Below are 23495 nucleotides of genomic sequence, written 5' to 3'. Positions count from 1 at the left end.
GCTATCCGTCAAAGGTTGTTTCTTTAGAATAACTCATTATATTATGTTGATTGGAGCGGAAGGAGCGAGACTCCGGAGGCTCAGCAGGCAAGGAGAGATTCTTTGGATCATCCTTCAGCGGAAATCAACTGAAATCATCCTTTGATGAGTTGCAAAAAACCTTTATGAAAAAAGCCAAGAAAAAAGATGAATGGGGGAACACCTATGGCTGTGCTTCAAATCGTTGAACACCCGGCTGCAGTATTGGAAGCAAAATGCAGGAAAGTGAATGAATATGATGAGAAACTTCATCAACTGCTTGATGATATGTATGAAACGATGGTCGAAGCAGACGGTGTAGGGTTAGCCGCACCTCAAATCGGAATCGACCAACAAATCGCCATTGTCGAAATTGACGAAGAGTCGGGTACAATCGAAATGGTCAATCCGGAAATACTGGAAACGAAGGGCGAGCAGCTTGGAATCGAAGGCTGCCTAAGCTTTCCAAACCTTTATGGGGAGGTTAGCCGTCCATACTACGTAAGAATAAAGGCGTTTGATCGTAATGGCCAAGCCTATTTATTGGAAGCGGAAGATTTCTTGGCAAGGGCCATACAACATGAAATCGATCATTTGCATGGGATTTTATTCACTTCGAAAGTTAACAAATATATCGATGAAGCAGAATTGGAAAGGTATGAAGAAGTATGACAAAGATTGTATTTATGGGAACACCCGACTTTTCGGTGCCGGTACTGCAGCAAATCTTAAATGACGGCTATGAATTGATCGGGGTAGTGACACAGCCCGACCGTCCTGTCGGGAGGAAAAAGGTCATGACACCTCCACCTGTGAAAGCTGAGGCAGAAAAGCACGGGATTCCTGTTTATCAGCCAGAAAAAATCAAGCAGCAGTCGGAGATGGAAAAGATCATTGAGCTGAAACCGGATTTAATCGTAACAGCGGCATTCGGCCAGATTCTTCCGAAAGAACTCCTGGATGCGCCTAAATATGGCTGTATCAATGTGCATGCCTCCTTGCTTCCTGAACTCCGTGGAGGAGCACCGATTCATTATTCCATCCTCCAAGGAAAGAAGAAAACAGGGATCACCATCATGTATATGGTTGAAAAGCTGGATGCAGGGGATATCCTCACACAAGTGGAAGTACCGATTGAAGAGAATGATAACGTAGGAAGTTTGCATGACAAGCTGAGCGAAGCAGGTGCCAAGCTGCTTTCAGAAACACTCCCGGAACTACTGGAAGGAAAGCTGGAATCGATTCCTCAGGACGATTCAAAAGCGACCTTCGCTTCCAATATTAAACGTGAACAAGAGAAGATCGATTGGACCAAGACGGGAGAAGAGATTTATAACCACATAAGAGGTTTAAATCCATGGCCAGTTGCCTACTCTATTCTTGACGGTGCACCTATGAAGATTTGGTGGGGAGAAAAGGCTCATACTTACAAACAGGTGAAGCCCGGCGTCATCCTTGACATCGATCATGACGGTATCGTAGTGGGGACCGGGAACAGTACGGCAATAAAACTGACAGAGATCCAGCCTTCAGGAAAGAAAAAAATGTCTGCCGAATCATACTTGCGCGGAGCAGGGGCTGGTATTGAAGCAGGAATGAAATTTGGTGAATGAACATAATGGGCAATCAGAAAAAAAACGTCCGTGATGCTGCATTGGATGTCATCGAAGCAGTGGAAAAAAATCAATCATACAGCAATCTTTTGCTGAATCATGCCATCGAGCGGAACAAGCTTGAGGGGCCGGATGTAGGGTTATTGACTGAAATCGTCTATGGCACCATCCAAAGAAAATTAACGTTGGACTATTATTTAAACCCATTTTTGAAGAATAGGAAAAAACTCGAAGGATGGGTGCTAAATCTTTTGAGGCTTTCTCTTTACCAAATCGTCTATTTGGATAAAATTCCTGAGAGGGCAGCTATATATGAAGCGGTGGAAATCGCGAAAAAAAGAGGACATAAAGGGATATCCAGCATGGTGAATGGCGTGTTGAGAAATCTTCAGCGCAAAGGGATCCCGAGCATGGATGAAATCAAGGATCCAATTGAAAGAATCTCCATTGAAACGAGCAACCCATATTGGTTGACAGAAAGATGGGTGGAGATGTTCGGCTTGGATAAGACAATGGAAATGTGTAAAGCCAACCTAATTGCACCCAATCAAACAGTCCGGGTAAACACAACGAAGATTTCCCGAGATGAACTTGTACGGATTCTCAATGAGGAAGGCTTCGTAGTCGAAAAGAGCCCCCTCCTCCCGGAAGCGATCCAAAGCCTGCGTGGGAATGTCGCACATTCAGATGCATATAAACAAGGATTGTGCACGATTCAGGATGAAAGCTCCATGATGGTAGCCTATGCACTTCAACTTGAAGACCAATTGAATGTGCTGGATGCTTGTGCAGCACCAGGTGGAAAGTCGACGCATATCGCAGAGAAGCTTCATGGAACCGGCAATGTAGTTTCCCTTGATCTCCATGAACATAAAGTGAAATTGATAGTACAAAATGCAAAAAGGCTGGGTCTGGAGAACATAGCAGGTCACACACTTGACAGCAGGAAAGTCCAGGAAAAATTCAAAGAAGGAACCTTTGACAGAATCCTCGTGGATGCACCATGCTCAGGCTTGGGGGTTCTGAGAAGGAAGCCGGATATCAAATATTCGAAAAAAGCTTCCGATATTCAAGCACTGCAGAAGATTCAACATGCAATACTGGATGCGGTCGCCCCTCTATTAAAGAAAGATGGCATACTTGTATACAGCACTTGCACAGTGGATCAATGGGAAAATGAAAAAGCCGTCCAGGATTTTCTCGACAGCCACAGCGACTTTGAACCTATTGCACTCAGTAACCTTCCAGAACCTGTTCATCCTTTTGCCAATGGGCACCAAATGCAAATTTTCCCTCAAGACTTTGGCGGTGATGGATTTTATATAGCGAGTGTAAGTAAGAAATAAAAAACAAAGTTTTTTGAAAAGTTTCTTTCTTGCAGGAGAATTGGAATCATGAGTCGTAAAAGTAAAAAAGCGGTTATATGGGAATACTTATACATTTTATTCTTTAGATCGATCCTGAACGAGATATGTCCAAACAACAAGAAAAAGTCTTTTAGCGTAAATTTGCGTTGAAGTCCATGGATGATGCCCAATGGCATTGGTTGACATCTCCATGCAGGAATGCAGCATGTGGTCAACTTCGTATCAAGGAGACAAAGGAAGAAGCGAGGTGACGGTTATGAAAGCTGTCTTTAAAACAGATCACGGTAAATTGCGCCTTCATAATGAAGATAATGGAGGGGTGTTTTGGAATGAAGAGAACGACCTCCTTGCCGTTGTGGCAGATGGGATGGGCGGTCATAATGCCGGGGATGTTGCAAGTGAAATGACGAAAGAGAAGATAAGCGAGCTTTGGAGTCAAAGCAGTAAAGTGAATGCGCCATCCGAAGCTGAATCATGGCTGACTGACCAAGTAAAGGTGATCAATCGACATATATATGAGCATGCCAATCAGAATCCAGATTGTGAAGGTATGGGGACAACGCTGGTTGCCGCAATCTGCCATGAAAGGTTTGTCACAATTGCCCATATCGGGGACAGCCGTGTCTATATACTGAATGATCTCGGGCTGCAGCAGTTGACGAGCGATCATTCCTTAGTGAATGAATTGGTTAGGTTGGGTCAGATCTCAAAAGAAGATGCTGAACATCATCCACGCAAACATTGGATCCTTAAATCGCTTGGAACTGAACCGAATGTGGAAGCAGATATTAAAACGATTACGTTTGAAGAAGGCGATATTCTGTTGTTATGCTCTGATGGCTTATCGAATAAATTATCAGAGGGTGAGATGGGCCAAATCCTTCAAGAATCGATTTCCTTGGAGGAAAAAGCTGATCGAATGATCGGCTTGGCAAATGAATATGGGGGAGAAGATAATATCACTCTAGTCATTGTTGAATATCAAGCCGGCAGCGAAAGCGGGTGAAGTAGATGTTAATTGGAAAAAGAATCAGCGGCCGTTACAAGATTCTAGATATGATCGGCGGCGGCGGAATGGCAAATGTCTACTTGGCAAGGGATATGATTTTAGACCGGGACGTTGCAGTGAAAATATTGCGCTTGGATTTTGCAAATGAAGAAGAATTCATTAAAAGATTTCAAAGGGAAGCGCAGTCTGCTACGAGCATTGTACATCCTAATATCGTCAGTATTTATGATGTAGGCGAAGAGGATGATATCTATTATATCGTCATGGAATATGTTGAGGGCATGACGCTTAAACAATACATAGCACAAAACTATCCGATATCCATTGAAAAATCGGTGGATATCATGAAGCAGCTGACGTCTGCGATAACCCATGCGCACGAAAACCATATCGTCCACCGGGATATCAAGCCGCATAATATTCTTGTCGACCATGATGGGAATGTGAAAATCACTGACTTCGGAATTGCCATGGCCTTAAGCGCCACTTCCATCACCCAGACCAACTCGGTGTTGGGGTCTGTCCATTATTTATCCCCGGAACAAGCCAGGGGAGGGATGGCGACGAAAAAGTCGGATATTTATTCACTCGGGATCGTCATGTTTGAATTGTTGACTGGCAGGCTGCCGTTTTCGGGGGAATCGGCGGTTTCGATTGCTTTGAAGCATCTTCAATCAGAAACCCCATCTCCGAGGCGCTGGAACGATCAAGTTCCTCAGAGTGTCGAGAATATTGTGCTGAAGGCGACTGCAAAGGATCCGTTTCAGCGATACGAAAGCGTCGAAGCAATGGAAGCGGATTTGGATACAGCCTTGAATCCGGATCGACTGAATGAGCCGAAATTCTTCATCCCTGTGGATGATGATGCAACGAAAGCCATTCCTGTCATCACGAATGATAGACCATATAACCTTGACGAAACACGGGTTCATGAAGCTGTCGATAATGATGTCGAGGATACGGCACCTGTGACAACGGGGAAAAAGGATTCTAAGAAAAATAAAAAAAAGAAGAAGAAATGGCCATGGGTGGTGACCGGTATTCTTGCCATACTGATCTTGGGATTACTGGCTTTTTTATACCTTCCCGGCATGCTTGGCCCAAAAAGGGTTGAAGTTCCCGATGTCCAGGGAATGTCTTTGGAAAAAGCGATTTCTTCCATTTATGAAGCTGGTTTTGACCCGGGAAAAAGCATTCAAATTCCCGATGATACCGTTCCAGAAGGGGATGTGATCAAAACGGATCCTACTGGCGGGAACTACGCCACAGAAGGCAGCAAAATCAAGCTTTACATCAGCACAGGCAAAGAAAAGGTCACAATGGATGACTACAATGGCCAGCAATTCGATCAAGTCAAACCTATCCTTGAAGCAAAAGGTTTTAAGGTGAAAGAGGAAACGCAAAACAGTAATGAAGACGTAGGAACGATCATCGATCAGGATCCGAATGAAGGCGATGAAGTCATCCCGGAAGAAACGGAAATTACTTTTACCGTCAGCAAGGGTCCAGCGGAATTTCCGCTGGAGGACCTTACAAACTATCCTGAAAATGCAGTAAAGAATTATATCGACCGAGAAGGGCTTTCGGCCGAGGAGAAAGAAGACTATTCAGATACTGTTCCAAAAGGACAGGTCATGTCACAGGATCCCGCTCCAAATACAAAAGTGAAGAAAGGCGATCATATTATAGTAACATTCTCTAAAGGTCCTAAAGAGATTCCGCCAAAAACGAAAGAAAAAAACGTGACCGTCAAATATGAGCCGACAGAGGATGGAAAGCCGCAAACCGTTCAAGTCTATATTGAGGATATGAACCGAAAGATATCAGATTTAGACCAATCATATGATATAACTGAAGACAAGGATATCCATATGGAATTCACTTTAAAGCAGGGAGAAACTGGTCATTATAGAATTGTCAGGGACGGTACCGTGTATGAAGAAGGCGAGGTTCCCAATCCAGAAGAATAAGCTTCCTTAAGGAGATGTGTTATGCCAGAAGGAAAAATCATAAAGGCATTGAGTGGTTTTTATTACGTGATTGACAAGGACGATAACGTGACGCAATGTCGCGGAAGAGGCAACTTCCGAAAAAATAAAATCACACCGCTTGTCGGCGACCATGTCGTCTTTCAAGCGGAAAATGATCAAGAAGGATATATCATGGAGGTACTGAAAAGAAAGAATGAATTGGTCAGGCCTCCGATTGCGAACGTCGATCAGGCGATACTGGTTTTTTCGGCGGTTGAACCGGATTTCAATCCGGGTTTGTTGAATCGCTTCCTTGTACTAGTGGAATCAAATGAAATCACACCGCTGATCTGCATTACCAAAATTGATTTATTGCAAGATGCCGAATCAGAAGAAATTGCGGAGTATGTGAAGGATTATCAATCGATCGGGTATTCCGTCCTGTTGACTTCTTCTGAAACGGAAGAAGGGTTGGAGATTTTGAAACCTCATTTGCAGGATCAAATTTCTGTATTCGCAGGGCAGTCAGGTGTTGGGAAGTCATCTTTGCTCAATGCAATCGATCCAGAGCTTCAACTGAAAACGAGTGGCATCTCTTCGCATTTAGGGCGCGGAAAGCACACGACGCGCCACGTTGAATTAATAAAGATCGGAAATGGCCTCGTCGCAGACACTCCTGGTTTCAGCTCGCTGGAATTCCAGGAGCTTGAAGTGGAACAGCTCGGACACTGCTTTCCAGAAATATCGAAGGCAAGCCAGGACTGCAAATTCCGCGGCTGCCTTCATATGAATGAACCAAAATGTGCAGTGAAGGAAGCGGTGGAAATGGGTGACATTGCATCGTATCGCTACGACAGCTATAAACAGTTTTTTGAGGAAATAAAAGATAGAAAGCCGAGGTATTGATATGAAAATTGCCCCATCGATCCTATCTGCAAACTTTGCAAAATTGGGAGAAGAAATAAAGGACGTTGAACTTGGTGGTGCAGACTATATCCACGTCGACGTGATGGATGGCCACTTTGTACCGAATATCACCATTGGTCCATTGATTGTGGAGGCAATCCGGCCGATCACAAAGCTGCCGCTTGATGTCCATCTCATGATCGAGAACCCGGATGCATTTCTTGATGCCTTTGCCAAAGCAGGGGCCGATTACATTTCCGTCCATGCAGAAGCCTGCAAGCATCTGCATCGGACCATTCAACATATCAAATCCCTTGGCGTCAAAGCAGGCGTCGTGTTGAATCCGGCAACTCCGGTTGAAATGATCGAACACGTCATTGAGGATGTTGACTTGGTGCTGCTCATGACGGTTAATCCGGGCTTCGGAGGGCAAAAGTTCATTCATTCCGTCCTTCCGAAAATAGAGAAAGTGAGCCGACTGGTCAAGGAGAAAAATTTAAATGTTGAAATCGAAGTTGATGGAGGCGTCAACTCCGAAACGATCAAACTTTGTGCACAGGCAGGTGCTGATGTATTTGTCGCGGGTTCTGCCATTTATAATCATGAAGACAGAAAATCGGCAATTGAAAAATTGAAATCCGGTATATAAGAAAACAAAGAGGCTGGCGCAGAACACAATCTAGTATTCCTATGAAGGAAGCTAATGTTGATGCGGCAGTCTTTTTTCCATAAGGCTCATTTCTCAATGGGTGCAATTTTCAAAGGTTTTTCTAAAATAATCATTACCAATGGGTGTTGATTGGAGGGGAAGGTGCTAGACTCCGAAAGGCTCACCGCCAGCCTCTTGGGTAATCGACCTTCAGGGGAAATCAACCTTGCACAACTTTTGAAGAATAGCAGCCTTACCTATTTAGAAGAAATGCAGGTGAGCATAAAAAATGAAAATCAATATTTTAGCAGGTGGTCCAGAACAGTTCATACCCCCACTGGAAGCCTGTGATAAGGATACTTATTGGATTGGAGTGGATCATGGGGTTTATCGGCTTTTATCAAAAGGGATTCATCCACATGGGGCATTCGGGGATTTTGACTCTGTTTCCGAAGAAGAATGGAACAGCATTCAAGCAGCCAATTTAAAACAATTCCAAGTGTTCACCCCTGAAAAAGACGAGACGGATATGGAGCTTGCCCTTAATTGGGCCATTGAACAAAAACCCAGCTCGATCAACATATTCGGCGCTACTGGAGGGCGATTGGACCATTATATGGCCAATGCGATGCTGTTATCGAAAGAACCTTTTCTTTCCTGGCCTTCCCCCATTGAAATGATCGACAGAAAGAACATCATATCAGTGCATCCAGCAGGTGAATATTCTTTGGAAGCAATCAATGGAATGAGCTATGTTTCGTATATCCCGATCACCTCGGAGGTAAAGGGCATAACCTTGAAAGGCTTTCGCTATCCTTTAAGTAATAGACATATTTTTCGCGGCTCAACACTATGTATTAGTAATGAACTTATACAAAATCATGGTACTTTTTCGTTTTCAGAAGGCATATTAATGATGGTAAGAAGTCGGGACTGACTTCCGTTGCCGAATTAATCTGCTTACAAATCTTCATGGTTTGAATAAGATGTATGGATAACAATTGAATGTAGAGGTTTAGAAGGATGGGGAGGGACAATCATGAAATTTTATACGATTAAATTGCCAAAAATACTGGGTGGTTTAGTCAGGGCCATGCTCGGGACCTTTAAGAAAGGCTGAAATAGTTAAAAGGCTTGCAAAGGGGAAAGAGGCCGGGGAAATCATGGTTCCGAATTTCCTTGGAATGATTTAAATGTGAAATAAAGATCAATGAGGTGCATCCGATCAGGTGCGCCTTTTTGTGTTGCCCGTGCATGTGGAAGTTGATTGTATACACAAAAGCAAAAATCACCCGAATATAAAAATAAAGCATCCGTCATTACCGGATGCTTTATTTTTATACGCAATTATACGCGTTCAACTTTACCTGATTTTAGTGCTCTTGCAGAAACCCATACACGCTTAGGTTTTCCGTCTACAAGAATGCGAACTTTTTGAAGGTTAGCGCCCCAGCTACGTTTTGTAGCGTTCATAGCATGTGAACGTGCATTACCTGAACGAGCTTTACGACCAGTTACTACGCATTTTTTTGGCATTGAATTCCCTCCTCACTTGTGAAGATGAAATATTTGTTCGTTTCATCATTTCAATTTCTTCAAAGATACTTTAATAATTTATCACACAACCTTTGAGAATGCAATACTTCAATAATAACCTTTCAAGAAAATTACCTTGACATTCCCATGAAGTACTGGAATGATAGAGTGCATCAAGGCTCTACTTTTAAAAATGTTTGAGATATAGTAAAATGTCATTATCCAAGGAGTATAATCCAAAGGGGGAACGACTCATGTCCATCGAATTAAAAACGAAATTCGGACAAATTGATATTTCAAATGAAGTAATAGCTACTATTGCCGGCGGGGCGGCAATCGATTGTTATGGAATTGTCGGAATGGCATCTAAAAATCAAATCAAAGATGGCTTAACCGATATTCTTCGCAAAGAAAATTTCACAAGAGGCGTGATCGTTCGGCAGGAGCAAGATGAAGTACATATAGATATGTACATTATCGTCAGCTATGGGACCAAGGTTTCGGAAGTTGCTCATAATGTGCAATCGAAAGTAAAATACACGCTGAATAAAACAGTCGGGTTAGCAGTTGAGTCAGTAAATATTTTTGTTCAGGGAGTTCGTGTAACGAACTCATAGATTGGAGGAAAAGATTCGTGTCGATTACAGTATTGGATGGGAAGCGTTTTGCAGAAATGGTGGTTCAAGGCGCCAACAACTTAGCCGCAAATGCTAATATGGTTGATGCCCTTAACGTCTTTCCAGTCCCAGATGGAGACACAGGAACGAACATGAATTTATCGATGACTTCCGGGGCAAAGGAAGTCCAGAATAATGTTCAATCCCATATTGGCAAGGTGGCTTCATCATTGGCAAAAGGATTATTGATGGGGGCACGCGGGAACTCGGGAGTGATCCTATCCCAGTTATTCAGGGGCTTCTCAAAGGAAATTGAAAGTAAATCTACCATCACTTCCATGGATTTCGCACATGCCTTGGAAGCGGGTGTGAATACTGCTTATAAAGCAGTCATGAAGCCTGTTGAAGGAACGATCCTCACCGTAGCAAAAGATGCAGCGAATGCAGCAGTCAAAGCGGCTGAAACGGAAACAGACCTCATCAAATTGATGAAAGAGGTTGTAAAGGAAGCAAAAGCTTCATTAAACCGTACGCCTGAACTCTTGCCGGTATTAAAGGAAGTAGGGGTTGTCGACAGTGGTGGACAAGGTTTGCTTTGCGTATACGAGGGCTTTTTGGCCGAATTGACGGGAGAAAAATTGCCAGACGTACCATCTTCGCAGCCTTCAATGGATGAATTGGTCAATGCGGAGCATCACAAAAGTGTTCAAGGTTTCATGAATACCGAGGATATTGAATTTGGGTATTGTACGGAATTCATGGTCCGATTTGAAGAGGCTAAAACAAAAAGCAATCCTTTCTCGGAAGAGCAGTTCAGAAATGATTTAAGTGCATTTGGGGATTCCCTGCTCGTTATCTCAGATGACGAATTAGCTAAAGTGCATATTCATTCAGAAACACCTGGAAAGGTATTGGACTATGGTCAGCGCTATGGTTCGTTGATCAAAATCAAGATCGAGAATATGCGTGAGCAGCACAGCGGCATAGTAGGGGAAACCCATGCGAAGCTTCAGACCGAACATGTCCAAAAGAAAAGCCTTGAGAAACAGGATTATGGCATTGTGACAGTTGCCATGGGTGATGGGATCTCAGAATTGTTCAAGAGCATCGGCGCCACTGGTGTCATCGAAGGCGGACAAACGATGAATCCCAGCACAGAAGATATCCTGAAGGCAATCAAAGGTGTAAATGCAAATAAAGTCATCATCCTGCCAAACAATAAAAATATCATCATGGCTGCAGATCAAGCTGCTGAAGTGGCAGAGTGCGACGTAGTTGTCGTTCCATCCAAAACTGTTCCACAGGGACTTTCGGCATTGCTTGCCTTCAACCCTTCAGGAAGCCTTGAAGATAACAAACAATCTATGGTAGATGCGATGGAGCATGTCAAAACCGGTCAGATCACATACGCTGTTCGTGATACTACGATTGACAACATTGCGATCACTAAGAATGATTATATGGAAATAGCGGATGGCAAAATCATCGGGACAAACCGTGAAAAAATCCCGGCTGCGTTCAATTTATTGGAAAAAATGATTGATGAAGATTCCGAGATCCTCACGATCCTTTTCGGTGAAGACGTTGAAGAGGGCGAAGTGGACGAGCTGGTTGCCATGATCGAGGCAAAATTTGATGATTTGGAGATTGAGGTTCATAATGGAAAGCAGCCGTTATATTCCTTTATCTTTTCAATTGAATAATAGGATATAATACTAAATAGAAGGGAACTCCCCTTCTATTTAGTATGTTGGCATGTTTTTATTTTTTTCTGTCATCAAGGGGGAATTGCGATGAAATATAAAAGTGTTTTTGATATTATCGGTCCTGTAATGATAGGTCCTTCAAGTTCACATACAGCAGGGGCGGCAAGGATTGGCCGTGTTGCCAGGAGCTTGTTTGGAAGAGAGCCTAAATGGGCGGATATTTCCTTATATGGGTCTTTTGCCAAGACATATAAAGGGCACGGAACGGATGTAGCATTAGTCGGTGGTCTGCTCGATTTCGATACCTTTGATGAACGGATCATCAATGCATTGGAAATAGCGAAAGAAAAGAAGATGAAAATCAAATTTCGTGAGGAAGAAGCAATCAGCGATCATCCAAATACTGCAAGAATTAAATTGGGCGACGATTTGGGTGAATTGGAGCTTGTTGGTATATCCATCGGCGGCGGGAAAATTGAAATCACCGAGCTCAATGGATTCCAACTTAAGCTTTCAGGACATCATCCTGCCATCCTGGTCGTCCATAATGACCGTTTTGGGGCGATTGCATCGGTTTCCAATATATTGGCAAAATATGAACTTAACATCGGTCAAATGGATGTGTCTCGAAAGGAAAAAGGCCAAATGGCACTGATGACGATTGAAGTGGACTCGATGATCGACGACGCCGTTATCGAGGAACTGAAATCACTTCCAAACATTACTCAAGTAACAAGAATCGTTGATTAATTAAGATTGTGGCAGCGCTTACAAAGCGCAAGGGAGGTTATTGTGTATGTTTCGAAATGTTGCAGAGCTAGTCGAACTAGCCGAGAGTCAAAACAAAAAAGTATCGGAAATCATGATTGAACAAGAAATGGAAGTAAAACAAAAAACGAGGGAGGACATCATGTCCTTCATGGATCGAAACCTTGAAGTGATGGAACAGGCTGTGGAGCGTGGGATTCAAGGGGTGAAGTCTCATTCAGGTTTGACAGGCGGCGATGCGGTCCTTCTTCAAAAATATATTGAAAAGGGTCAATTCCTTTCTGGTGAAACGATTTTGGATGCTGTCAGCAAAGCGGTTGCGACAAATGAAGTAAATGCGGCGATGGGAACGATATGTGCCACCCCAACGGCAGGATCAGCAGGGGTGGTGCCTGGTACATTGTTTGCGGTAAAAGCGAAATTAAATCCAACACGTGAAGAAATGATTCGTTTTCTATTTGCTGCTGGCGCCTTCGGATTTGTCGTTGCCAATAATGCTTCTATTTCAGGAGCGGCAGGCGGATGTCAGGCGGAGGTTGGATCAGCGGCTGGGATGGCTGCTGCTGCCATCGTTGAAATGGCAGGCGGAACCCCTGCGCAGTCTGCAGAGGCGATGGCAATAACACTCAAAAATATGCTCGGATTGGTTTGCGATCCTGTGGCAGGTCTTGTAGAAGTCCCTTGTGTGAAAAGAAATGCGATGGGAGCAGCAAATGCGATGGTGGCTGCCGATATGGCACTTGCCGGGGTCACAAGCCGGATACCGTGCGATGAAGTCATTGATGCAATGTTCAAGATCGGCCAATCGATGCCGACAGCACTGAAAGAAACTGCACAGGGAGGTTTGGCGGCCACTCCAACCGGTCGGGAACTTGAAGCCAAGATCTTTGGAATACCGCTGAATAAACGTGGCTAGCAAAGGGTTACAATCGTCTGTTTCAATTTTGAAGGGGATCGGCCAGGAAACGGAAGAGTCGCTTGCTGCCATGGGGATATTCACGATTCAAGATCTCCTTGATTATTTTCCGTATAGGTACGAAGACTACCGACTAAAGGACCTTGCCGATGCACAGCATGAGGAAAGAGTTACTGTTGAAGGGAAGGTTCATAGTGAGCCTTCTCTTATGTATTTTGGAAGAAAAAAATCAAGGCTGACTGTAAGAATTCTGGCAGGGAGATATTTGATTAAGGTCGTATTTTTCAACCAGCCTTATTTGAAATCCAAAATGGAGATCAACGAAACGGTCACGATTTCCGGAAAATGGGATCAGCATAGACAAACGATTACGGCATTGGAGTTTCATAACGGCCCTCACATAAAAAAAACGGATTTCGAACCGGTTTATTCAACAAAAGGTTCGATTAGTGTCAAGGCTTTAAGGAAGTTCATAGGTTTGGCCCTAAAAGAATTCGGTCATGAAATCAGAGAAAACATTCCTGAAAGCCTCAAGAGCATGTATAAGCTTCAAGACCGGCTATTAGCAATGAAGTCCATGCATTTTCCATCTTCACAGGAAGATATGAAACAAGCAAGAAGACGTTTTGTGTATGAAGAATTCCTGTACTTTCAATTAAAAATGCAGGCCCTAAGGAAGTTTGAACGTGAACAGACAAGCGGTATATCCCAGAATTATGATATAAAGAGATTGAAAAAGTTTATATCGAGCTTGCCGTTCCCGTTGACGAACGCACAAAAAAGGGTTGTGAACGAAATATGCAAGGATATGAAATCCCCATACAGAATGAACAGGCTCCTTCAAGGGGATGTCGGATCTGGCAAGACAGTTGTAGCGGCAATCGGCTTGTTTGCATCCTTTACGGCGGGATTCCAAGGTGCCTTGATGGTCCCAACGGAAATCTTAGCCGAGCAGCATGCAGAATCTCTATTTGAGCTTCTATCCCCATCAGGATTGACAATCGCTTTGCTGACGAGTTCGGTAAAAGGCAAGAAGCGCAGAGAAATATTGGAGCGCTGTGCAGCAGGTGAGATTGACGTCTTGATCGGTACGCATGCCTTGATTCAAGAAGAAGTGGTTTTTGACAACCTCGGTTTGGTCATCACCGATGAACAGCACCGGTTCGGCGTGGAGCAAAGGCGAGTATTGAGGGAAAAAGGAGAAAATCCGGATGTTCTTTTCATGACGGCGACCCCCATTCCGAGAACATTGGCAATCACTGTCTTTGGGGAAATGGATGTTTCGATCATAGATGAAATGCCTGCAGGAAGAAAGGCGATTGAAACCTATTGGGCAAAGCACGATATGCTTGACCGAGTATTGGGGTTTGTCGAAAAAGAATTGGCAAATGGCCATCAAGCCTATGTCATCTGTCCACTGATTGAAGAATCTGATAAGCTTGACGTCCAAAATGCAATCGATGTATATAATATGCTTTCCCAGCACTTTCAAAGCAAATATAAAGTTGGACTCATGCATGGACGCCTTTCCTCGGATGAAAAGGAAATGGTCATGAAGGAGTTCAGCGAAAATGCTGTCCAGCTGCTCGTTTCTACAACAGTTGTCGAGGTCGGCGTCAATGTCCCGAATGCAACAATGATGATGATATATGATGCAGAGCGGTTCGGATTGGCGCAGCTGCACCAGTTGAGAGGGCGTGTCGGCAGGGGGAGCGAACAGTCCTACTGCATCCTGCTCGCTGACCCAAGAACAGAAGTCGGCAAAGAACGGATGAAAATCATGACCGAAACAAATGATGGGTTCGTGCTTAGTGAAAAAGACCTTGAATTGAGAGGGCCAGGGGACTTTTTTGGCAAAAAGCAAAGCGGGCTTCCTGATTTTAAGGTGGCAGATATGATCCATGATTATCGAGCTCTGGAAATTGCCAGGAATGATGCAAAAACGTTGATAGATTCAGAAGAATTTTGGACGTCATCCGAGTATGAAAGTTTAAGAGCTTACTTGGAGAGGACAGGCGTTTTGAATGGAGAAAAGCTAGACTGATTGATCAGGATGCAGGGGGAATTTCCTTGCATTCTGATTTTTTTAATCATATACTACTATTAGTACCAAGTCCTAATAGTTAATTCAGTTGGATACTATCCTACTATTAAAGATGGTGTTTATTCCATGAGAGTTTCTAAAAAAAATAGACAACGCCAGTTAATCGAAACAATAAAAGAAAATCCATTCATCACTGATGAAGATCTGGCTGAAAAATTTTCTGTAAGTGTCCAGACGATACGTTTGGACAGGCTGGAGCTTGCCATTCCTGAATTGAGGGAACGGATTAAAAGTGTGGCAGAAAAAAGCTTCGAAGATGAAGTGAAATCCCTTCCGCTTGAAGAGGTCATTGGGGAAATCATTGATATAGAATTAGACCAAAATGCCATTTCCATCTTTGATGTCCGCAAAGAACATGTTTTCCAGCGAAACTTGATCGCAAGGGGGCATCACCTCTTTGCACAGGCCAATTCACTGGCAGTCGCTGTCATCAACGATGAATTGGCATTAACCGCGAAAGCAGCAATACAATTTACCCGTTCGGTTAAAGAAGGGGAAAGGGTCGTTGCAAAAGCACGGGTTACGGAAACATTTAAGGAACAGGGCCGGACGATGGTTGAAGTTGTCAGTTATGTTGGCCAGGAAATGGTGTTTAAAGGAAATTTTGAAATGTATCGCTCGAATAAGAAGACAAAGGATGAATCATGATGAAGATTGCCATTGACGCAATGGGTGGAGACCACGCTCCAAAAGAGATCGTATTAGGGGCGTTAAGCGCAGTGAAGGAATTTCAGGATCTTGAAATCATCCTTTACGGTGTGAAAGATGAAATAATGAAATACATAGATGGTGATGTACCCCGCTTGGAAATCATCCATTCCGATGAAGTCATTTTAGGTACAGATGAGCCTGTCAGGGCCGTTCGCCGCAAAAAAAATTCTTCCATGGTGATGATGGCACAAGCTGTTGCCGACGGTAAAGCGGATGCCTGCGTCTCAGCCGGGAATACAGGGGCGTTAATGGCTGCTGGATTATTCATTGTCGGCAGAATTGAAGGAATAGAAAGACCAGCCCTTGCCCCGACCCTGCCGACCTTGGACGAAAAAGGTTTCGTGATGCTCGACCTTGGAGCGAATGCAGATGCAAAGCCGGAGCATTTATTGCAATATGCGGTAATGGGTTCCGTTTATGCTGAAAAAGTCAGGGGAATCGCGAATCCGCGAGTAGGCTTATTAAATATCGGCACCGAGGAGAAAAAAGGAAATGAATTGACCAAGGAAGCATTCAAACTGCTGAAAGCCGGTCAATCCATTAATTTTATTGGAAATGTAGAATCCAGGGATCTGCTTCATGGACCAGCAGATGTAGTGGTAACCGATGGATTCACAGGCAATATGGTATTGAAAACACTCGAAGGGACGGCTATGTCTGTATTTTCGATGTTAAAGGATACACTCACCAGCAATTTAAAAAGCAAAATCGCTGCCGGCTTGATCAAATCCGATTTGATGAAACTAAAGGGGAAAATGGATTATTCAGAGTATGGGGGCGCAGCACTTTTCGGATTAAAAACCCCTGTGGTAAAAGCACATGGATCTTCAAACGCCAGGGCTCTCTACAATGCCGTCAGACAAACAAGGGAAATGGTCAAGCACGATGTCCCTGAAAAGATAAAAACGATAATCAAACAATAAATACCAAAGGAGGAAAACGTAATGGGCAAAATCGCTTTTGTATTTCCCGGCCAAGGATCTCAGACAGTTGGAATGGGAAAAGATGTAGTTGATAATCATAATGGGGCCAAGGAAATTTTTCGCAAAGCAGATGAAAGATTGGGATTTTCGTTATCCCAGTTGATCTTTAACGGACCTCAAGAAGACCTGACTTTGACAACGAATGCCCAGCCTGCTTTGCTTACAACGAGCATTGCCATCCTAGAGGCGCTAAAAGAAGAAGGCATTATGGCAGACTTCGCCGCAGGCCACAGTTTAGGGGAATACTCAGCACTTGTTGCGGCAGGCGCTTTATCATTTGAAGATGGCGTGTATGCTGTGAGAAAAAGAGGGGAATTGATGGAAGAAGCAGTTCCAAATGGTGAAGGAACGATGGCTGCCGTACTTGGAATGGACCGCGAGGCATTAAAGAAAGTTACCGATGATGTTTCAGCACAAGGGAATTCCGTGCAGCTTGCAAATTTGAATTGTCCTGGCCAAATTGTCATTTCAGGAACTGCAAAAGGCGTTGAGCTTGCCTCGGAACAAGCTAAGGAAAATGGTGCAAAACGTGTGCTCCCACTTCAAGTCAGCGGACCGTTTCATTCCGAATTGATGAAGCCGGCTGCGGAAAAGTTCGCTTCAATACTTGAGGAAGTGGACGTGAAGGATGCACAGATTCCGGTCGTCGCCAATGTAACGGCAGAGCCGATGAAAAATTCAGAAGAGATTAAAGAAAAGCTGATAGAACAATTATATTCTCCGGTTTTATGGGAGGATACGGTTGAGACGATGCTAGCTCAAGGTGTCGATACATTTATTGAAATCGGACCCGGAAAAGTATTGTCCGGTTTGATCAAAAAAGTCAATCGCAGGGTCAAGACGTATTCCATTCAAGATATGGAGAGTTTGGAATCTGTAATGTCTTCTTTAAAGGAGGAGTCACAATGAATTTACAAGGGAAAGTTGCGCTTGTAACCGGAGGTTCAAGAGGGATCGGGCGTGAGATCGCCATTGAGCTTGCCAAGGAAGGTGCAAAGGTTGCGGTGAACTACGCCGGGAGTGAAGCGAAGGCCAACGAAGTAGTGGACGAAATCAAGTCTCTTGGCGGGGAAGCAATCGCTATACAATGCAACGTGGCTGATGGAGAGCAAGTGCAGAATATGGTAAAGGAAACGATCAATCGATTTGGTCAGATGGACATTTTGGTGAATAATGCCGGGATCACACGTGACAATCTCATCATGCGAATGAAGGAAGATGAATGGGATGATGTCATAAATACGAACCTAAAAGGTGTATTCTTGTGTACAAAGGCTGTTACGCGACAAATGATGAAACAACGGTCCGGCAGGATCATCAACATTTCTTCCATTGTCGGTGTAAGCGGCAACGCTGGACAGGCTAATTATGTTGCAGCAAAGTCTGGTGTCATCGGCTTAACAAAAACGACGGCAAAAGAGCTGTCATCGAGGGGTATTACCGTGAATGCCATCGCCCCTGGTTTTATTTCTTCTGACATGACGGATAAACTATCTGAAGAGGTAAAGGCGGAAATGTTCAAGCAAATCCCGCTTGCAAGATTCGGCGAACCAAAGGATATTGCCAAGGTAGTGACGTTCCTTGCATCTGACGCAGCTAATTATATGACAGGGCAAACGCTTCATGTTGATGGCGGAATGGTCATGTAATAAGCAAGAAAAAAAATCTATCATTTATTATTTTGAGGAAATACTCTATAATGACTTGAGGGGAGGTGAGCACAATGGCAGAAGTATTAGATCGCGTAACGAAAATTATCGTTGATCGTCTTGGTGTTGACGAGTCCCAAGTAACTCTTGAAGCTTCATTTAAAGATGATTTAGGAGCTGATTCCTTAGACGTAGTTGAATTGGTTATGGAACTTGAAGACGAGTTTGACATGGAAATTTCTGACGATGATGCTGAAAAAATTGCCACAGTCGGAGACGCTGTGAATTACATAAAAGCAAATGCTTAATCGTTAGGACGATAATTTTTTAAAAGGCTGGCCATGAGATGCTCGGCAACCATTCATCACTTTTGCACATCGCTGCAGTTTAAGGGGAGAAGGTCGCTAAGTAATTTGTGGTCAGCCCTTTCGTATTTTTTAGCCTTTTAGTTGCATTGGTCTGTTAAAAGAATCAAACAAAAAATACGGATACCCTTTGCGCTTGAGCTTAATTTGGAATAAACTTGTTTTATGTGTTTTATTGAAATTATTTAGCAAGGTGGAGGACCTATGCGTAAGTCAAACAGAGAAAAAGAGAAACGCAGCTTACATAAGATGAGCGAAGCATTTAAGGAATTTCAGAAGGGAATCGGCATTTCCTTTCATAATGAGCAGCTGTTGAAGCAAGCTTTTACCCATTCATCCTATGTGAATGAGCATCGACGCAAACCGTTTGAAGATAATGAAAGGTTGGAGTTTCTAGGTGACGCTGTATTGGAATTAACGGTGTCGAAGTACCTTTATAACAAATACCCGACAATGAGTGAGGGAGAATTGACCAAGTTGCGGGCGGCAATCGTCTGTGAACCTTCTCTTGTTACCTTTGCCCATGAATTGAACTTCGGCAAGCTCGTCCTATTGGGGAAAGGCGAAGAAATGACAGGTGGAAGGGAAAGGCCGGCATTGCTGGCGGATGTCTTTGAAGCATTCATAGGTGCCCTTTACCTTGATCAAGATCTAGAAACGGTCATATCATTTTTGGAAAAGGTTGTTTATCCAAAAATTAATGAAGGTGCTTTTTCTCATGTGATGGATTATAAAAGCCAGTTGCAGGAAGTCATTCAAAAGGACGGTGCGGGTCTGATCGAGTATAAAGTCCTTCAAGAAAAAGGGCCAGCCCATAGCCGTGAATTTGTGTCACAGGTTTCGTTGAATCAAGAAATCCTGGGAACGGGGACAGGCCGTTCAAAAAAAGAAGCAGAACAGCATGCAGCCCAAATGGCATTGGAAAAATTAAAAGTGAATCAACAGCATTAATCTAGGAGCGGGATGTACAGAACTTGCCGTTAGGGCAATGACATTCCCCGCTCCTTTTTGAAAATAGATGAAAGCAGGGGGAAGACTTATGTTCCTCAAACACTTGGACGTAGTTGGATTTAAGTCATTTGCAGAAAGGATTTCCATTGATTTTGTCCCGGGGGTAACCGCAGTCGTCGGTCCCAACGGTAGTGGAAAAAGCAATATTACCGATAGTATCAGATGGGTATTGGGTGAGCAATCGGCAAAATCCCTTCGTGGAGCAAAAATGGAGGATATCATCTTTGCAGGGAGCGACTCACGTAAAGGATTGAATTTCGCCGAGGTTTCGCTTACTTTGGATAACGAAGACCGCTTTCTTCCCATCGATTATTTCGAAGTATGCGTTACAAGACGTGTGTACCGCTCGGGTGATAGTGAATTCTTAATAAATAAACAGTCTTGCAGATTAAAGGACATCATCGATCTTTTCATGGATTCAGGGTTGGGCCGTGAAGCTTTTTCGATCATCAGCCAAGGAAAAGTGGAGGAGATCCTCAATAGCAAGGCTGAAAACAGAAGAAGCATCTTTGAAGAGGCTGCAGGGGTTTTAAAGTATAAGACACGAAAAAAGAAGGCTGAGACGCGTTTATTCGAAACGCAGGAAAACCTTAATCGTGTCAATGATATCCTTCATGAATTGGAAGGGCAGGTAGAACCACTCAAAATTCAGGCCTCCATGGCAAAGGACTATTTGGAGAAAAAAGAAGAGCTTGAAAAGTATGAAGTAGCCTTGACGGTCCAGGATATTGAAGAATTACATAGAAGATGGGAAAAGTTAAAAGAAGATTTTGAACAGCACCAGCAGCAAGAGAGCGAATATTCTGCTGAAATTAATCAGCGTGAAGCGAATTTGGCCGGGACCCGCGATCGATTGGGCGCGCTGGATGAATCCATAAACGGTCTGCAGCAGGCACTTCTAACAGCCAGTGAAGAACTGGAAAAGTTGGAAGGACGGAAAGAGGTCTTGAAGGAGCGCCAAAAAAATGCTTCGCAGAACAAAGAACAACTGCAGAAGAATATTGAAGAGGCAGCACTGAAACAAAAGGAGCTGGAGGAGCAGAAACTGTTGTATGAACAGGAGCTTGCACTCCAGAAGGAAGAAGCGGAGAACCTTAAAAATGCACTCCGTGAAAAAAATGAATTAATTCAGCAATTTGATGCAAATATTGAAGAAAGAATTGAATCGTTGAAAAGCGATTATATCGAATTGCTGAATGGCCAAGCATCCTCAAAAAATGAACTTCAATACTTGGACCAACAATTGACCCAACAGCTATCCAGAAATGAAAAATTGGATGCAGAAAACCAAAAATATATTGAGCTGAGAAAGAAGATCCTTGAAGAGAAGCAGTTCCATCAGCAGGAATTGTCGGGGATCAAGGAGAAGCTCGAGGTACAGGTTCACTCATTCCGGGAAGCCAAGCAAAAATTGGAATCGCTTAGAAATCAATATCAAAAGCAGGAAACAACACTCTATCAAGCATACCAATATTTGCAGAAATCAAAATCCCGAAAAGAAATGCTTGAGGAAATGGAAGAAGAATATACAGGATTCTTTCAAGGGGTCAGGGAAGTCCTGAAGGCCCGCAGCAACAAACTGCCGGGAATTGAAGGCGCCGTTGCAGAGCTTGTAAAGGTCCCGAAGGAATTTGAAACTGCAATGGAAACAGCGCTTGCAAGTTCCATGCAGCATGTAGTAGTCCAAACAGAAGATCACGGAAGACAAGCAATCGCTTTTCTTAAAAAGCATCAATATGGCAGGGCAACTTTTCTTCCGATGAGCGTATTGAAGAGCAAAAAATTGGCATCATCTCAAGTTCATATGCTTAGCCAGCATGATGAATTCGTAGGACTTGGTGCAGATTTGATCAAATTCGATTCTGCCTACCAAAATATATTTGAAAATTTATTGGGCAGCGTGGTCATCACAAAAACATTGAAAGGCGCAAACCAACTTGCAAAGCTCCTCCAATACCGGTATCGAATCGTAACCCTCGAAGGGGATGTCGTCAATCCGGGTGGATCGATGACCGGTGGAACCATCAAGCAGAAGAACAATTCTCTTCTAAGCCGAAAAGGCGAATTGGAGGATATTAAAGAAAAGCTTGTAACCATGGAACAAAAGACACACCAACTTGAAAATCATGTAAGATCGATAAAGAATGATGTCTCATTACAGGAGAAGAGCCTTGATGAAATGCGGCAGACAGGTGAGTCGCTTCGTATAAAGGAAGAGCAGGTAAAGGCCGAATTAAGACAGACAGAGGCACAAGAAGCAAGCATGAATGAGCGGCTTGGTGTCTATGATATTGAGATGGAAACCTATACAGCCGAAAGGGACAGGATCTCCCAAAGGAAGGATGAGCTTTCCGAAACGCTTGAACAAGGAAAGGCGAAATTGAAGGCTTTGGACGAGGAAATAGAGCTTCTCACAAAGAAAAAGGATTTACAGCGCCATTCAAAAGATTCTCTTATAGGCGAAATCAGTGATTTGAAGGCAGCGCTTGCTGTAAAGAATGAGCAGCTTGCCAGCAGCAAGGATCGGCTGGAACGATTAAAAAGGGAACTGGCGGAAATCAGCCAAAAGAAATCCAACTATGAAGATAATCTTCATTGGCTTGACAATGAAATGGATGGTACAGACAGCGGAGAGGAAGAATTATCGAATGCAGCGGAATTGAAGCGGAAGGATAAATTCGAGACAGCTGCTTTGATTTCCACCAGAAGGGAAGACCGCGTAAAGCTGCAATCGGAGCTTGAGGGTCATGAGCTTGAATTGAAAGAGCTTAAAAGGCAATATAAAGGGCTTGTTGAAGTACTCAAAGACGAAGAAGTGAAAATCAATCGCTTGGATGTGGAACTTGAAACCCGCTTGGCTCATTTGCGGGAAGAATATATGCTGTCGTTTGAAGCAGCGAAAGCAGAATATGTTTTGGAAGTGCCTATCGATGAAGCCAGAAAGAAAGTGAAATTGATTAAAATGGCGATATCCGAGCTTGGAAATGTAAATCTCGGTGCGATCGACGAATACGAACGGGTCGCAGAGAGGTATGATTTCCTAAAGATGCAGCAATCCGATTTGCAGGAAGCAAAGGAAACGCTTTATAAAGTGATGGATGAAATGGATGATGAAATGATCAAACGATTTTCAGAGACGTTTGAAGCCATCCGAAGTCATTTTGAATTCGTATTTAGAGCATTGTTTGGAGGGGGCAGGGCTGAGCTAAAGCTGACAGATCCCTCGGATTTATTGAATACGGGTGTGGAGATCGTGGCCCAGCCCCCAGGAAAGAAACTGCAAAACCTCGGATTGCTGTCTGGCGGGGAACGCGCTCTCACAGCGATAGCCCTTCTCTTCTCCATTTTAAAGGTCAGGCCAGTCCCGTTCTGTATATTGGATGAAGTTGAAGCGGCATTGGATGAAGCCAACGTACATCGTTTTGCAAAATATTTACGGAATTTCAGCCAGGAAACCCAATTTATCGTCATCACCCATCGAAAAGGAACGATGGAAGAAGCTGATGTCCTTTACGGCGTTACGATGCAGGAGTCAGGCGTTTCCAAATTGGTTTCGGTAAAATTGGAAGAATCACAGGAACTTGTTAAAGCATAAAA

22 protein-coding genes are annotated in these 23495 nt (G+C 43.6%); 21 read left to right on the top strand and 1 reads right to left on the bottom strand.

Features of this window, described 5'->3' with window-relative positions:
- The first annotated feature begins 204 nt into the window (after positions 1-204).
- The 9 genes from def (at position 205) to spoVM (ending at position 8652) form a co-directional block, all read left to right on the top strand.
- Positions 205-690 carry a peptide deformylase gene (def, locus tag D9X91_RS09215; RefSeq protein WP_121680318.1) on the top strand — a complete coding sequence of 162 codons (486 nt, stop codon included), beginning with the start codon at positions 205-207 and terminating at the stop codon, positions 688-690.
- Positions 687-1631 carry a methionyl-tRNA formyltransferase gene (gene fmt, locus D9X91_RS09210; protein WP_121680317.1) on the top strand — a complete coding sequence of 315 codons (945 nt, stop codon included), beginning with the start codon at positions 687-689 and terminating at the stop codon, positions 1629-1631. The genes def and fmt overlap by 4 nt, the downstream gene beginning before the upstream one ends.
- Positions 1632-1636: 5 nt before the next feature.
- Positions 1637-2977, top strand: a complete 1341-nt coding sequence (gene rsmB, locus D9X91_RS09205; RefSeq protein ID WP_121680316.1) for a 16S rRNA (cytosine(967)-C(5))-methyltransferase RsmB — start codon at positions 1637-1639, stop codon at positions 2975-2977.
- 277 nt (positions 2978-3254) lie between these two features.
- Entirely contained in the window at positions 3255-4004 is a 750-nt protein-coding gene (locus D9X91_RS09200) for a Stp1/IreP family PP2C-type Ser/Thr phosphatase (protein WP_121680455.1), read from the top strand.
- A 5-nt stretch (positions 4005-4009) separates the two neighbouring features.
- The gene (pknB, locus tag D9X91_RS09195; RefSeq protein WP_121680315.1) at positions 4010-5977 is read left to right on the top strand and encodes a Stk1 family PASTA domain-containing Ser/Thr kinase; all 1968 of its coding nucleotides are present in this window, start codon (positions 4010-4012) and stop codon (positions 5975-5977) included.
- A 21-nt stretch (positions 5978-5998) separates the two neighbouring features.
- The gene (gene rsgA / locus D9X91_RS09190; RefSeq protein WP_121680314.1) at positions 5999-6883 is read left to right on the top strand and encodes a ribosome small subunit-dependent GTPase A; all 885 of its coding nucleotides are present in this window, start codon (positions 5999-6001) and stop codon (positions 6881-6883) included.
- A 1-nt stretch (position 6884) separates the two neighbouring features.
- Positions 6885-7532, top strand: a complete 648-nt coding sequence (gene rpe, locus D9X91_RS09185; protein ID WP_121680313.1) for a ribulose-phosphate 3-epimerase — start codon at positions 6885-6887, stop codon at positions 7530-7532.
- A gap of 289 nt (positions 7533-7821) precedes the next feature.
- Positions 7822-8469, top strand: a complete 648-nt coding sequence (locus D9X91_RS09180) for a thiamine diphosphokinase (protein ID WP_121680312.1) — start codon at positions 7822-7824, stop codon at positions 8467-8469.
- Positions 8470-8571: 102 nt separating this feature from the next.
- Positions 8572-8652, top strand: a complete 81-nt coding sequence (spoVM, locus tag D9X91_RS09175; RefSeq protein ID WP_121680311.1) for a stage V sporulation protein SpoVM — start codon at positions 8572-8574, stop codon at positions 8650-8652.
- Between the two features lie 227 nt (positions 8653-8879).
- On the opposite strand, the gene rpmB is transcribed toward spoVM, so the two are convergent.
- Positions 8880-9068, bottom strand: coding sequence for a 50S ribosomal protein L28 (rpmB, locus tag D9X91_RS09170; protein WP_121680310.1), 189 nt, complete (start codon positions 9066-9068; stop codon positions 8880-8882).
- A gap of 254 nt (positions 9069-9322) precedes the next feature.
- Here rpmB and D9X91_RS09165 point away from each other — a divergent pair, with 254 nt between their 5' ends.
- From D9X91_RS09165 to smc, 12 genes are all read left to right on the top strand, one after another.
- Positions 9323-9685, top strand: coding sequence for an Asp23/Gls24 family envelope stress response protein (locus D9X91_RS09165; RefSeq protein WP_121680309.1), 363 nt, complete (start codon positions 9323-9325; stop codon positions 9683-9685).
- 17 nt (positions 9686-9702) lie between these two features.
- Complete coding sequence (locus tag D9X91_RS09160; protein WP_121680308.1) at positions 9703-11388, top strand: DAK2 domain-containing protein; 1686 nt, start codon at positions 9703-9705, stop codon at positions 11386-11388.
- Positions 11389-11478: 90 nt separating this feature from the next.
- Positions 11479-12141: an L-serine ammonia-lyase, iron-sulfur-dependent subunit beta gene (gene sdaAB / locus D9X91_RS09155; protein WP_121680307.1), complete on the top strand. Its 663-nt coding sequence runs from the start codon at positions 11479-11481 to the stop codon at positions 12139-12141.
- A 46-nt stretch (positions 12142-12187) separates the two neighbouring features.
- Entirely contained in the window at positions 12188-13075 is an 888-nt protein-coding gene (sdaAA, locus tag D9X91_RS09150; RefSeq protein ID WP_121680306.1) for an L-serine ammonia-lyase, iron-sulfur-dependent, subunit alpha, read from the top strand.
- Entirely contained in the window at positions 13068-15119 is a 2052-nt protein-coding gene (gene recG, locus D9X91_RS09145) for an ATP-dependent DNA helicase RecG (RefSeq protein WP_121680305.1), read from the top strand. The genes sdaAA and recG overlap by 8 nt, the downstream gene beginning before the upstream one ends.
- A 126-nt stretch (positions 15120-15245) precedes the next feature.
- Positions 15246-15827: a transcription factor FapR gene (gene fapR, locus D9X91_RS09140; protein ID WP_121680304.1), complete on the top strand. Its 582-nt coding sequence runs from the start codon at positions 15246-15248 to the stop codon at positions 15825-15827.
- Positions 15827-16813 carry a phosphate acyltransferase PlsX gene (plsX, locus tag D9X91_RS09135; protein ID WP_121680303.1) on the top strand — a complete coding sequence of 329 codons (987 nt, stop codon included), beginning with the start codon at positions 15827-15829 and terminating at the stop codon, positions 16811-16813. The genes fapR and plsX overlap by 1 nt, the downstream gene beginning before the upstream one ends.
- Before the next feature lie 21 nt (positions 16814-16834).
- On the top strand, positions 16835-17782 hold the full coding sequence (fabD, locus tag D9X91_RS09130) for an ACP S-malonyltransferase (protein WP_121680302.1): 948 nt from the start codon (positions 16835-16837) through the stop codon (positions 17780-17782).
- Complete coding sequence (gene fabG / locus D9X91_RS09125; protein WP_121680301.1) at positions 17779-18522, top strand: 3-oxoacyl-[acyl-carrier-protein] reductase; 744 nt, start codon at positions 17779-17781, stop codon at positions 18520-18522. The genes fabD and fabG overlap by 4 nt, the downstream gene beginning before the upstream one ends.
- Positions 18523-18596: 74 nt before the next feature.
- On the top strand, positions 18597-18830 hold the full coding sequence (locus tag D9X91_RS09120) for an acyl carrier protein (RefSeq protein WP_121680300.1): 234 nt from the start codon (positions 18597-18599) through the stop codon (positions 18828-18830).
- 261 nt (positions 18831-19091) lie between these two features.
- Positions 19092-19838 (top strand): ribonuclease III, encoded by a 747-nt coding sequence (gene rnc / locus D9X91_RS09115; protein ID WP_121680299.1) that lies wholly within the window; start codon positions 19092-19094, stop codon positions 19836-19838.
- Between the two features lie 88 nt (positions 19839-19926).
- The gene (gene smc / locus D9X91_RS09110; protein ID WP_121680298.1) at positions 19927-23493 is read left to right on the top strand and encodes a chromosome segregation protein SMC; all 3567 of its coding nucleotides are present in this window, start codon (positions 19927-19929) and stop codon (positions 23491-23493) included.
- Positions 23494-23495: the final 2 nt, after the last annotated feature.

Source organism: Falsibacillus albus, from assembly GCF_003668575.1.
GTDB classification, from domain to species: Bacteria; Bacillota; Bacilli; order Bacillales; family DSM-25281; genus Falsibacillus; species Falsibacillus albus.
Note: the sequence above shows the minus strand (reverse complement) of the source record. Positions and strands in the feature narration are given on the sequence as shown.